We start from the raw sequence: 11,916 nt of genomic DNA, 5'->3' as shown, positions 1-11,916 counted from the left end.
AAATGAAATAAAAGCGGGTCTCTCAGGCTTTTGGGGAGTTGTGTCGTCCGAGAGGCGCGGTTATTGTCGGCTAACAGATTTTTTATACTCATTTTTCATCCTCATTTTCATACTAAGAACTTCAAGGAGCAGTGCCATGCGTTTAATCCTATTGGGTGCCCCCGGCGCGGGGAAGGGGACGCAAGCTCAATTTATTTGCGAGCAATTTAAAATCCCTCAGATTTCCACCGGGGATATGCTACGCACGGCCATTAAAGATGGCACTGAGCTTGGCTTAAAAGTAAAAGAGATCATGAATACCGGTGGCTTGGTGTCAGACGACATCATCATCGATCTGGTTAAAGAACGTATCAGCCAGCCAGACTGCGAAAATGGCTTTTTGTTCGATGGCTTCCCCCGCACAATCCCTCAAGCTGACGCGATGAAAGAGGGCGGCGTTAAGTTGGATCACGTTGTGGAAATTGCCGTGCCGGATGAAGAGATCGTTAACCGCTTGGCAGGACGTCGGGTCCATCAAGCCTCTGGCCGGGTCTATCACGTTGAACACAACCCGCCGAAAGAGCCGGGCAAAGATGATGTCACCGGCGAAACGCTTATTCAACGTGAGGATGATCAAGAGTCCACGGTGCGTAATCGATTGTCGGTTTACCATGACCAAACTGCGCCGCTGGTCGATTATTATCAGCAGTGGGCCAAGCAGGACCCACAAAACGCTCCTCAATACCATCGCATTGAAGGTGTGGGCAGTGTGAACGATATCACTCGCCAGGTTAAAGAAGCCCTTAGCTGATAAGAGCCTTCAACTAACAAAAGCGTTTTACGCCTTTGCCGATGGCCCGCTTAATGCGGGCCATCGTCGTATTAGCATGACAAAGGTATAATGCCGCAATCTTTCTTTCGAGTGGCTACTTGCTATGCCGTTAAATCTGCTTGCCCTGGACGCCTCATCAAGCGCCTGCTCTGCAGCCTTGCTGCGTCAAGGCGATTCGGGCACTGAGTGCCTGGCACATTTCGAGATGACGCCCCGTGCCCATACCCGCCGGCTATTGCCGATGGTGGATGCCCTGCTTGCTGAAGCGCAGGTAACACCCTCCCAACTGGATGCAGTGGCCTTTGGCCGTGGGCCGGGTTCATTTACAGGACTACGCATTGCCGCCGGTGCTGCCCAGGGATTGGCGTTTGGTCTCGGCTGCCCGTTATTAGGTATCTCAACGCTTGAGGCGCTGGCGCTACAGGCGCATCGTCGCTACCACTTGCGCCATGTGGTAACGGCCTTAGATGCCCGTATGGGCGAGGTGTACGCCGCAACGTGGCACTGCCTTAAAGACGTCATCACGCCAATGAGTGCGGAAGCGGTGCTGACCCCTGAGTCGTTGCGCCTGCCGGGCGATGAAACCGACTGGGTCGGTGTAGGCAGCGGCTTTAAGCTGTGGGAGCGCTTCACTGTCGATGTGCAGCTCAGCATGCCCCAGCATTTGGATGATTTAGAGCCTCGGGCCGAAGAGATGGCCTGGCTGGGAGCGCGTGATTTTGCCGCTGGGCTTGGTCAGGCTGCGCACTTGGTTCAGCCGGTTTACCTGCGCAACGATGTCGCTTGGAAAAAGCCTGCATGACCGATGTTGAAAAGGTTGTGCTGCCAGATGGTCTGCGTCTAGTGCCAAGCGATGAGGGGTTAGCGCTGGTCGGTGATGAAAAGCGCTACGGCAACCCACTCAGCGTTGATTTTGTATCCGGCAAAGCCGCCCATCGCCGCCGCTTTGGCGGTGGACGTGGCCAGCTAATTGCAAAGGCCTGTGGGCTAGCCAAGGGCGTGACGCCTAGCATTGTCGATGCAACGGCAGGGCTGGGTCGTGATGCGTTTGTGTTGGCGAGCTTAGGCGCTCAGGTGCTGTTAATTGAGCGAGTGGCGGCGATTGCGGCGCTGCTGGAGGATGGACTTAAACGTGCCTCAAGGGATAGCGGTACGGTGGATATTGCCGCACGCATGATTCTGCGACACGGTGATGCTGCGCAATCGCTGGCTGAACTCGTTGCAAGCGCTCACTTTTCACCGCAGGTCATTCACTTGGATCCGATGTTTCCACACCGTGAAAAGTCGGCATTGGTAAAAAAAGAAATGCGCCTGTTTCGCGAGCTAGCCGGTGATGACAATGATGCCCCGCGGTTACTAGAAGCGGCGTTGGATGTGGCTACCCACCGCGTGGTAGTGAAGCGCCCCCGTAAGGCGCCACCTATTGATGGCCCAGTGCCTCAGCATACCCTTGAAGGTAAAACCAGCCGCTACGATTTATATGTTCATCGCTCATTAGCACGTTAATTTATTAGTGGAGTAGTTTATTAATGCGCTCATCAGCGTGCTCACAAAAGTAATGCAAGGAGCGCCCATGCAGAATGCGTGGCGAGAAGGTAATCGATTTACGCTGCTGCCGGAGGCATCGTGCTTTCTGCCGGCTATGTTTGAAGCGGTGAATGCTGCACGTCATTATGTGTTGGTTGAGCTCTACTTGATGGAGTCGGGGCGATTGGCGGATCAAGTCATCGATGTTCTCAGTAATGCTGTCCAGCGCGGCGTCTGCGTCTGCTTACTGCTTGATGGGTATGGCTCGATGAAACTTACCAACGGTGATCGGCAACGATTGGAACAAAGTGGTGTTCAGCTGCGTTTTTTTAACCCCATTGGCTTTCACTCTTTAGCGCTTAACTTAAGCCGCGATCACCGCAAAATCGTCGTTATTGATGGCGAGCAGGCGTTTACCGGTGGTTTTGGCGCAGTCGATGAATTTCTAAACGCCTGGTATGAAATTGCCTTGCGGATTGATGGTCCGGTGGTGACCGATTGGGAGCAGCTATTTCGACGGTTATGGAACTCGCGATTAACCCGCGCCGGAAAAGAAGGTGCTAATGCGGGTTCATTGCCTGAGCGGCGTGAGCCACAGGCCCATCCGAATGGTATGCCTGGGCGAGCGATGTCGGCGCGTGGCTATCGCTATCAAGCGATCCGTCATTCACTGCATGATCGCGTCAACCGGGCGGAAACACGGTTATGGCTATGCACGCCCTATTTCGTACCTACGTTTGCGTTGCGGCGGCGTCTGGTGCGGGCTGCCCGGCGGGGGATTGATGTGCGCCTGCTGCTGCCTGGGGCGAAGCATGACCACCCCGGGGTGCGCTTTGCCGGCCAACGCTTCTACCAATCACTACTAAAGGCCGGTGTGCGTATCTTCGAGTTCCAACCGACCTTTATCCATGCCAAGTTCGTGCTCGCCGATGAGTGGGTGAGCATTGGTTCATGTAACTTTGACCACTGGAATTTGCATTGGAACTTAGAGGCCAATCAAGAGGCAATCGATCCTCAATTGGCGGCTGACGTACGCCAACTTTTCGAGCGTAACTTTGCCGCCAGCCAGGAGGTAGACGCAGCGGCGTGGGCAGAGCGGCCTTGGGGGCAGCGAGCCAGGGAGTGGGTTTATGGCTTGATGGATGGGATCATCATGCGCCTTAAATAAGACCGCTGATAAAGCTAGCGTTTTTTGCCTTTTGCAGGTGTCTTTTTTCGCGGTTTAGGTTTGGACGTTTCCGGCGGCACGCGGTAGTGCAAGTAAAGATCCAAAACAAGCTCCGGTAGTTGCACCACAAGTGACTCCTGGCGCTGCTGATCCTTGGCGAGTTCGGCCATATCCGGCTCATCGTCAAATAGCCCAGAGAGCAGCATAAACGGCAGTAATAGCGTGGCGGCGGCTTCTTCATCATCCTGGAACCAAGCGCTTTCATCGCTGAAAACGCCTTCCATAAAGCCCGCACACCAGTCGCCGATCGGGGTTTCTTCAGCAGGTTCGCCCCCCAGTGTTAGCTCAAAAGGAAGCTCCGGTAAGCCACCTTGTTCCAGTACCGACACCGCATTGTCACGCAGTAGGGTGAGTAGGGTGATAATTTCATTACGCTCGGCATCGTCAGCATAGCGAGGCTCACCCTGGAACAGTTCAGCCAGCCACTGAGTGGGGGATACTTCACTGGGCGCCACGGCAAGTGCGACTAAAAACCCATGAGCAGAAATCAAATCAAGGGCGTCTTCATCCACTTGATCAGAGTCGAGGAAGTCGTCCAATCTATCCAGCTGCTCATCATCAAGCAGTGGCTGTGGTGGCGTGTTGGTTTCGGGCGTGTCGCTACGCTCTGCCATAAGTTAAGCCTCGTTAATGCGAATCGGTAGTCATCAGTCAATATGCACTTATAACGGTTAGTTTATCATTAATGAAGACATTACCATTGCCCTCTTGGCCAGCCGCTGAACTGGCAGCCATGTCGGAAACAGAATTGCATCGGGCCGTGCGGGTGCGCGTAGAACAAGCATTGCAGCGCTGCCGTGAAGTGTGCCCATCGCTTCCGGCCCCAACGGTGTGTTTTAACCTACGCGGCGCTTCGGCTGGGCAGGCCCACCTAGGCCGCGGCGGATTACGTTTTAATCCAGTTTTGCTGAGTGAAAATCGTACGGCTTTTTTTGAGGAGATCATTCCTCATGAAATGGCTCATTGGTTGGTCTTTCATTTACACAATGGGGCACGCTTGAAGCCCCATGGTCGTGAGTGGAAAACGGTGATGCGGGATTTATTTGGCTTGGCTCCTAATGTGACCCACCAATTTGATATTCAGAAGGCGCAGTCAGCACCTTATCGTTACCAGTGCGATTGCCAGTTTCATCGATTTACAGCTAGACGCCATACTTTAGTGGCAAATGGGCGTCGATACCGCTGTAGGCACTGTGCTAAGACCTTGGTCTACAGGCCTGAAGTTGCCTCATGATTTGTTTATAAACGTTTGTTTTGTAAATAAAAAATGATAATACCAATGTCTAAAGGGAAGCCGGCTCAAGGAGGTTTATGCTAGGGAGAGATTATTGACAGTCGATACGCTCGATAATGGCCAATAAGCCTAATAAAACACCATATCGACTACAGTTCTTAGAGAGTGCATTTTCACGGAAAGAGGCAATTTTATGAGCGATCAACAGAACGTCTATCCGGTGCGCGATGATTTCGCCGCCAATGCCTGGGCCGATAAAACCAAGTATAAGGCCATGTATCAGCAGTCGATGGACGATCCGGAAGGCTTCTGGGCCGAGCAGGCCAAACGCCTGGACTGGATTAAAGCGCCCAGCAAAATTAAAAATACCTCTTTCGCGCGTGACAACGTCGATATTCGCTGGTTTGAGGACGGCTTGCTCAACGTCAGTGCTAACTGCCTGGATCGTCATCTGGACAAGCGTGGTGATCAAACCGCCATTATTTGGGAAGGTGATAATCCCAATGAAACTAAAAACATTACTTATCGTGAACTGTACGCACGTACGAACCAGCTAGCCAACGCACTGAAAGAGTTGGGCATCGGTAAAGGCGATACCGTCACGCTGTACATGCCGATGATTCCCGAAGCGGCCATGGCTATGCTTGCCTGCGCACGTATTGGTGCGGTGCACTCGGTCGTATTTGGTGGCTTCTCACCGGACGCCGTCGCCCAGCGAGTGATCGGGGCGGATTCCAAGCTGGTCATCACCGCCGACGAGTCGGTGCGCGGTGGCAAGCACGTGCCGCTAAAAGAGAACGTGGACGCCGCGCTAACCCGTGAAGGCACCGATGTGTGCAAGAACGTACTGGTAGTGAAGCGTACCGGCGGTGAAATCGAGTGGAAAGACGGCCGCGATGTCTGGTTTGACGAACTCGTCGACAAGCAGTCAAATGAGTGCGAAGCCGAGGCCATGGGTGCGGAAGACCCGCTGTTCATTCTCTATACCTCGGGTTCTACAGGGGCGCCGAAAGGCTTGAAGCACACCACCGGCGGCTACCTGACTTATGCCGCTATGACCCACCAGTATGTATTCGACTACCAAGAGGGTGAAATCTACTGGTGTACCGCTGATGTGGGCTGGGTTACCGGGCACAGCTATATCGTCTATGGGCCTTTGGCCAATGGCGCGACTACCTTAATGTTTGAGGGTGTTCCAAGCTACCCGAGCCATGGCCGTATGGGGGAAATCGTTGATAAGCACAACGTTAATATTCTCTATACTGCTCCCACCGCAGTGCGTGCGCTGATGGCCCATGGGGACAACGTCATGGATTCCAGTAAGCGTGATAGTCTGCGCCTGCTGGGTTCGGTGGGAGAGCCAATTAATCCGGAAGCGTGGGAGTGGTTCTATCGCGTTATCGGTAACGAAAAATGCCCAATTGTGGACACTTGGTGGCAAACGGAAACCGGCGGTATCATGATAGCTCCGCTGCCTGGTGCTACGCCGCTTAAGCCTGGCTCAGCGACCGTGCCTTTCTTTGGCGTGAAGCCCGCACTGGTCGATAACGAAGGGAAAAAACTGGAAGGCGCTACTGACGGCAACTTGGTCATCCTTGATTCCTGGCCGGGGCAGGCCCGCTCTATCTGGGGGGACCACGAGCGCTTTGTCCAAACCTACTTCTCGACTTACGACGGCATGTACTTTACCGGTGATGGCTGTCGCCGCGACGAAGATGGCTACTACTGGATTACAGGCCGTGTCGATGACGTGCTCAATGTTTCCGGACACCGTATGGGTACCGCCGAAATTGAGTCATCGCTGGTGGCACATAGTGCCGTTGCTGAGGCGGCCGTGGTGGGCTTCCCGCATGATATTAAGGGACAAGGCATCTATATCTATGTCACCCTGAATGACGGTATTGAAGAGACTGACGAGCTCAAAAAAGAGCTGACGCAGTGGGTGCGTAAAGATATTGGCCCAATTGCCTCGCCGGATGTCATTCAATGGGCGCCAGGCTTGCCAAAAACCCGTTCGGGCAAAATCATGCGGCGTATTCTGCGCAAGATTGCTGCTAATGAGTGCGATGGTTTGGGCGATACCAGCACCCTCGCGGATCCGTCGGTGGTCGATGAGCTGATTGAGCATCGCGCCAATCAATAACGGTGGCAGCGCTATCGGCTGTTTAGCCGATTAGGCCTAACTATCGAGTAAATACCGTGCCGACCCGAGTAGGTCGGCACGGTTGTGTTTATAGATACGTGTTTATAGAGACAAGTTTCGTTTGTAAGATCTATCTATTACAAATTGTGCATGTGATGCTTGGGCATGATGAAGCCCATGGGGTACCATGCTTCACGACCGTAAGAGCCTAGCGTTGCGGCGGCATACAACCCCGCTGCTCGAGGAACCGGAGGAATATCCATGGCAGTAGCTCATAAGTTTATCGTCGCTGACGATCACCCGCTGTTTCGTGCAGCGCTGACCCAAGCGTTACGCCAGTTGGCCCCCCAGGCGGAAATTGTCGAAGCGGATACCATGGAAGCCACCACTGAAGTAGTGAACCGCCACCCAGATGCCGATTTGATTCTTCTTGACTTGCACATGCCGGGAGCCCATGGCTTCTCTGGCTTGATCCAACTGCGTGGTCAGATGCCCGATATCCCCGTGGCAGTGGTGTCAGGTAGTGACGAGCCGTACGTTGTGCGTCGTGCTATTGACTACGGCGCGTCGGGTTTTATCCCCAAATCATCGTCCCTACAACTCATTGCTGAGGCCGTCGGAGAAATCCTGCAGGGTGAAGTGTGGTTGCCAGAAGCGTTGGTCAATGTGCTTGAAGAGACCAGTGAAGAGGAATCGCGTTTTGCTGAGGCGATTGCTTCGCTGACGCCCCAGCAGTTTCGCGTGTTGAACATGCTGACGGAAGGCCTACTGAATAAACAGATTGCTTACGAACTAAGTGTTTCTGAGGCGACTATCAAGGCCCATGTCACCGCGATTCTACGTAAACTGGGTGTTCACTCGCGTACTCAGGCGGTAATCGCCGCTCAGAAGCTGGAAGTTGAACCGCCAAAAGTGGTGTCTTAAGCACTCACGGTTTGCCAGCTTAGCACTACTTACTGGCCAGCCTCCTCTTAGCAGCGGCGCTTATCGCGCCGCGCGATTGGCCTGTAGCGTGCGTGTCAGTAGCGCTCGTAGGGCCGCCGGTTTCACGGGCTTCAATAGCAGTTGATAGCCCGCTCGTTTGACCTCTTCGGCAACCGCTTCGGTCCGGTCGGCGGTGATCACAATCCCCGGGACAGCTCCCTCAACACGTTCACTGAGCGCTTCCAGCGCCATTAATCCGGTGACTTCGTTGTCCAAGTGATAGTCCGCCAAAATCGCGTCCGGATCGCCGTCCATATTGCGTAAAATCGATTTAGCCCCGCCAATACTGGTGGCGGTAAATACCTCGCAGCCCCAACCGCTGAGCATAGCGGTCATACCTTCCAGAATTAGCGTTTCGTTATCGATACACACAATCCGCGTACCGCTCAGCTTATGGCTGCTGCGCCGTGCCTGGGGTTCAAACTCGGTACTGCTCGCCTCCCGGGCAGTAACAATTGGCACGCTGACCGAGAAAACGGCCCCCTTGCCCACCGTCGAACGTACTTTGATGGGGTGATCCAGTACGCGACTCATGCGATCAGCGATCGATAGCCCAAGCCCCAGGCCTTTTTCACTCTCTTTATGGCGTGACACCTGATCCAGACGGCGGAACTCCTGAAAAATTTCGGTGAGCTTAGATTCTGGAATGCCGGGGCCGCTGTCCCACACTTCGATAGAAAGCCAGCCATTATGACGGCGGCAGCCGAGCAGCACGCGACCTTCTTGGGTATAGCGAATGGCATTGGATAGGAAGTTTTGCACGATCCGGCGCAGCATTTGCGGGTCAGAATCAACCCAAAGCTGGGTAGGTACGACCTCTAAGTCCAGCCCTCGATCGTCTGCCATCACCTCAAATTCGGCGCGTAGCGGGCGAAAGATATCCGCCAGGGCAAAGTGACTGCGCCGTGGCGTTAAGGCACCTGCGTCCAGTTTGGAAATATCCAGCAGGGTACTGAGCAACTCCTCGGCTGCCTGGAGCGAGTTATCGATATGGCCAACGATGCGTTGGGTGTCGGTAGTGGTCACGTTCTGCATTAGCGCCGAGGTAAACAGCCTTGCCGCATTAAGTGGTTGCAGCAAGTCATGGCTAGCAGCGGCCAAAAAGCGCGTTTTAGAAGCATTGGCATCTTCTGCTAACTGCTTGGCTTGGCGCAGGGCAAGCTCCGCCTCAGCGCGCACACGGTTCTCCTGGCGCAGTGCGGCGTTGGCTTCAGAAAGTGCCTGGGTACGTTCACGCACGCGCTCTTCAAGTGTCTCGTTGGTTTCCTTGAGGGCAATTTCAGCCTGACGACGCTCAGTAATGTCTTGGTAAAGAGCAAAAAAGCCTAGAATAGCTTGGCTGTCACCGAAGTGCGGGGTATATGTGACCAGCATATAACGCATGGCCTCGTTCACTCGCAGCGAGACTTCAAAGCTGACCCGCTCGCCGTTAAGTGCGCGAGTGACCCAGGGCGCGCGCTCTTCCGCCTGTTTAATCTGAAGCACGTCTTCGAATCGGCGACCGATCACCGCGTTGCGGTCGATGTTAAACGCTTGTTCATAGGCACGGTTGGTAAATAGGTAGCGGCACTCTTTATCGAAGTAGGCAATCAGCGCGGGTACATTGTCAGTGTATATACGGATATTATTTTCCGAACGGATCAGTGCCTCTTCAATACGCTTTTGCTGGGTAATATCCTGGTAAGTATAAACAAACCCGCCGCCGGGCATGGGATTGCCCTGCACTTCCAGAACGCTGCCGTCCTGGCGGTAACGTACATAGCGGTGAGGCTGGCCTTCGCGAATATTGTCGAGCAGCAGTTGGACATGCTCCTCCGGGTCTCCTGGGCCGTACTCGCCGTTGTGGGCGTTATAGCGAAAGATGCGATCGATGGGAGCACCAACGCGGATTAAGTGGTCAGGGAAGCGGAATAGCTCCAGGTAGCGCTGGTTCCAAACCACCAGGCGCAGATTCTGGTCGACTACGCTGATGCCCTGATTAATGTTTTCAATGGTGGCCTGGAGCAGCGCCCGGTTGAATTCCAGCACCTGTGAGGCTTCATCGACAATCGAAATAACATCCGAGATGCCGATACCGCGCCCTTGAAGTGCCGAGTTAACCACGATACGCGCCGATGAAGCGCCCAGCACCGAGGCCAGAAAGCGTTCAGTAAACTGGATAATATCAATCGACGCGCGGGTACCGTCATCTAGCGGCTTGCCCACCCGGCGGGCATAATCTTCAAAGGCTCGGTCTACCTGGCCGGCACCAAGAAAGCGTTCACAGAGTACCTTTAAATCGCCGACGGTGGTCGCGCCGGTCCAAGGACGGTTAACCGAGGTTTGGCGGGTTTCGACACTATCCACAAACAGTGAGGCTTGAATACGTTCGACTACCCGCTGCGAAGTGACCTGGGAAACAAAAATGTAGCAGAACAGGTTAACCCCGAGTGAGAGCATGACGCCGTGGGTAAAGCTATCACCTAAGTTGAGGCCAAACAGGGCCGTGGGGGATAACCAATTAAACCCCAGTGGACCGCCTTCAAACCAAATGGCCGGAAGCACGCCCGCGTTGATCATAGCGGGCATCAGCAGGCTATAAGCCCAGATGGCGAACCCCGCATTCATGCCGACAATAACCCCAAACCGATTGCCGCGCTTCCAATAAAGCCCGCCTATCAATGCCGGGGCAAACTGTGCGGCGGCGGCAAATGACAGCATGCCGATCGAGGCTAGCGAGGTGAATTCGGCAATCAGTTGGTAGAAACCGTAGGCCATGGCCAACACGGCAACAATGGTCAAACGCCGCGCACGCAGTACTAAACGGCCATAATCCCGTGCCTTGGTATCAAACCAGCGCAGCCGGAACAGCGCCGGGATCACAATCTCGTTCGAAATCATGATCGATACTGCCACTGCGGCGACAATCACCATGCCGGTGGCTGCCGAGAAACCGCCGATAAAGGTGAGTAGCGTTAGCCATTGGTGACCTGAGGCCATTGATAACGCTAATACGTAGGTATCGGGTTCTACACCGCTTTCAGAGAATAGCAGCAGCCCGGCCGCAGCCAATGGGACCACAAAAAATGCAATTGCTAACAGGTAGAGAGGAAACAGCCAGCGTGCTTTAGTGGCATCGTCTGGGTGAATGTTCTCGACCACCGCCACATGAAACTGACGCGGCAGGCACAGGATCGCTAGCATGGCGAGCAGTGTTTGCGCCCAGAAACTCTGGCCAAAATCCTGATTGGCGAGCTGACGCTGGAGTTCAAGTTGGCTTTCAGCGTGCCCCATCAATTCACCCAGGCCATCAAACATTCCCCAAGTGACGAAGGCACCAAGTACGACAAAGGCCAGCAGCTTGACCAATGATTCAAATGCTACTGCATGGATTAACCCTTCGTGGTGTTCGGTGGCATCGGTATGACGGGTGCCGAACAGAATCGCGAAGATAGCCATCACAATCGCTACATAAAACGCTGTATCGCCAAATAGCGGCGTATGGGTTACATCGGAGGCATCGGTGAGCACGCTAAATGTGGTGGAAACTGCTTTTAGCTGTAGGGCGATGTAGGGCAGGGTACCGACGAGGGCGACCAAACTGGCAAAGGCGGCCAGTGACTGGGTTTTGCCATAACGGGAAGCGATAAAATCGGCAATGGAAGTAACGTTTTGGTGCTTGGCGACACGGATCATTTTGGCCAGCACCGGCCAGAATAGTAAAAACGTTAAAATCGGTCCGACGAAGATGCTCGCAAACGACCAGCCTGCGGTCGCTGCTTGGCCAACGGCGCCATAAAAGGTCCAGGAGGTGCAATAGATGGCCAGCGCCAAACTATAGATAAGCGGTCGCCGCCGAGTGGCTCCGTGGGTGCGTGCCCGGCGGTCTCCATACCACGCGATGCCAAATAAAACGGCAATATAGAGTAATGAAACCGCTACTAATAGCCCGCCGTGAAACATGCCTTACTCCCGAGCCAGAATCATACGCAAATTTCGCTTAGCTAATT

Annotated in this window: 10 protein-coding genes; 7 read left to right on the top strand and 3 right to left on the bottom strand. The window is 54.2% G+C overall.

The window, feature by feature from the left end; genetic code table 11:
- Positions 1 to 136: 136 nt before the first annotated feature.
- From adk to ACW44H_RS15530, 4 genes are all read left to right on the top strand, one after another.
- The gene (gene adk / locus ACW44H_RS15545) at positions 137 to 790 is read left to right on the top strand and encodes an adenylate kinase (protein ID WP_113269023.1); all 654 of its coding nucleotides are present in this window, start codon (positions 137 to 139) and stop codon (positions 788 to 790) included.
- A 124-nt stretch (positions 791 to 914) separates the two neighbouring features.
- Complete coding sequence (tsaB, locus tag ACW44H_RS15540) at positions 915 to 1,613, top strand: tRNA (adenosine(37)-N6)-threonylcarbamoyltransferase complex dimerization subunit type 1 TsaB (RefSeq protein ID WP_457505444.1); 699 nt, start codon at positions 915 to 917, stop codon at positions 1,611 to 1,613.
- Positions 1,610 to 2,317, top strand: a complete 708-nt coding sequence (locus ACW44H_RS15535; protein WP_113269025.1) for a class I SAM-dependent methyltransferase — start codon at positions 1,610 to 1,612, stop codon at positions 2,315 to 2,317. Before tsaB ends, ACW44H_RS15535 begins: the two co-directional genes overlap by 4 nt.
- Before the next feature lie 67 nt (positions 2,318 to 2,384).
- Complete coding sequence (locus tag ACW44H_RS15530) at positions 2,385 to 3,506, top strand: phospholipase D-like domain-containing protein (protein WP_113269026.1); 1,122 nt, start codon at positions 2,385 to 2,387, stop codon at positions 3,504 to 3,506.
- A 14-nt stretch (positions 3,507 to 3,520) separates the two neighbouring features.
- Here the strand turns inward: ACW44H_RS15530 and ACW44H_RS15525 are convergent, their stop codons facing one another.
- Positions 3,521 to 4,180: a YecA/YgfB family protein gene (locus ACW44H_RS15525; protein WP_113269027.1), complete on the bottom strand. Its 660-nt coding sequence runs from the start codon at positions 4,178 to 4,180 to the stop codon at positions 3,521 to 3,523.
- Between the two features lie 71 nt (positions 4,181 to 4,251).
- On the opposite strand from ACW44H_RS15525, the gene ACW44H_RS15520 reads away from it, so the two are divergent.
- Both ACW44H_RS15520 and acs read left to right on the top strand, forming a co-directional pair.
- Positions 4,252 to 4,800 (top strand): SprT family zinc-dependent metalloprotease, encoded by a 549-nt coding sequence (locus ACW44H_RS15520; RefSeq protein WP_457505443.1) that lies wholly within the window; start codon positions 4,252 to 4,254, stop codon positions 4,798 to 4,800.
- 193 nt (positions 4,801 to 4,993) lie between these two features.
- Complete coding sequence (gene acs / locus ACW44H_RS15515) at positions 4,994 to 6,943, top strand: acetate--CoA ligase (protein WP_457505442.1); 1,950 nt, start codon at positions 4,994 to 4,996, stop codon at positions 6,941 to 6,943.
- Positions 6,944 to 7,080: 137 nt separating this feature from the next.
- On the opposite strand, the gene ACW44H_RS15510 is transcribed toward acs, so the two are convergent.
- Positions 7,081 to 7,206, bottom strand: coding sequence for a hypothetical protein (locus ACW44H_RS15510; protein ID WP_274541998.1), 126 nt, complete (start codon positions 7,204 to 7,206; stop codon positions 7,081 to 7,083).
- Here ACW44H_RS15510 and ACW44H_RS15505 point away from each other — a divergent pair.
- Positions 7,205 to 7,867 (top strand): response regulator, encoded by a 663-nt coding sequence (locus ACW44H_RS15505; protein WP_113269030.1) that lies wholly within the window; start codon positions 7,205 to 7,207, stop codon positions 7,865 to 7,867. The genes ACW44H_RS15510 and ACW44H_RS15505 overlap by 2 nt on opposite strands.
- A 60-nt stretch (positions 7,868 to 7,927) precedes the next feature.
- On the opposite strand, the gene ACW44H_RS15500 is transcribed toward ACW44H_RS15505, so the two are convergent.
- Complete coding sequence (locus tag ACW44H_RS15500; protein ID WP_457505440.1) at positions 7,928 to 11,869, bottom strand: hybrid sensor histidine kinase/response regulator; 3,942 nt, start codon at positions 11,867 to 11,869, stop codon at positions 7,928 to 7,930.
- Positions 11,870 to 11,916: the final 47 nt, after the last annotated feature.

The sequence above is a fragment of the Vreelandella sulfidaeris Esulfide1 genome (assembly GCF_054072535.1).
Note: the sequence above shows the minus strand (reverse complement) of the source record. Positions and strands in the feature narration are given on the sequence as shown.

What these genes read in the sequence shown, in the direction of transcription:
- ACW44H_RS15505 (WP_113269030.1), top strand. Translation starts at nt 7,205, where the DNA reads ATGGCAGTAGCTCATAAGTTTATCGTCGCTGACGATCACCCGCTGTTT.
- ACW44H_RS15500 (WP_457505440.1), bottom strand. Translation starts at nt 11,869, where the DNA reads ATGTTTCACGGCGGGCTATTAGTAGCGGTTTCATTACTCTATATTGCC.
- ACW44H_RS15520 (WP_457505443.1), top strand. Translation starts at nt 4,252, where the DNA reads ATGAAGACATTACCATTGCCCTCTTGGCCAGCCGCTGAACTGGCAGCC.
- ACW44H_RS15525 (WP_113269027.1), bottom strand. Translation starts at nt 4,180, where the DNA reads ATGGCAGAGCGTAGCGACACGCCCGAAACCAACACGCCACCACAGCCA.
- ACW44H_RS15510 (WP_274541998.1), bottom strand. Translation starts at nt 7,206, where the DNA reads ATGGATATTCCTCCGGTTCCTCGAGCAGCGGGGTTGTATGCCGCCGCA.
- ACW44H_RS15535 (WP_113269025.1), top strand. Translation starts at nt 1,610, where the DNA reads ATGACCGATGTTGAAAAGGTTGTGCTGCCAGATGGTCTGCGTCTAGTG.
- adk (WP_113269023.1), top strand. Translation starts at nt 137, where the DNA reads ATGCGTTTAATCCTATTGGGTGCCCCCGGCGCGGGGAAGGGGACGCAA.
- acs (WP_457505442.1), top strand. Translation starts at nt 4,994, where the DNA reads ATGAGCGATCAACAGAACGTCTATCCGGTGCGCGATGATTTCGCCGCC.
- ACW44H_RS15530 (WP_113269026.1), top strand. Translation starts at nt 2,385, where the DNA reads ATGCAGAATGCGTGGCGAGAAGGTAATCGATTTACGCTGCTGCCGGAG.
- tsaB (WP_457505444.1), top strand. Translation starts at nt 915, where the DNA reads ATGCCGTTAAATCTGCTTGCCCTGGACGCCTCATCAAGCGCCTGCTCT.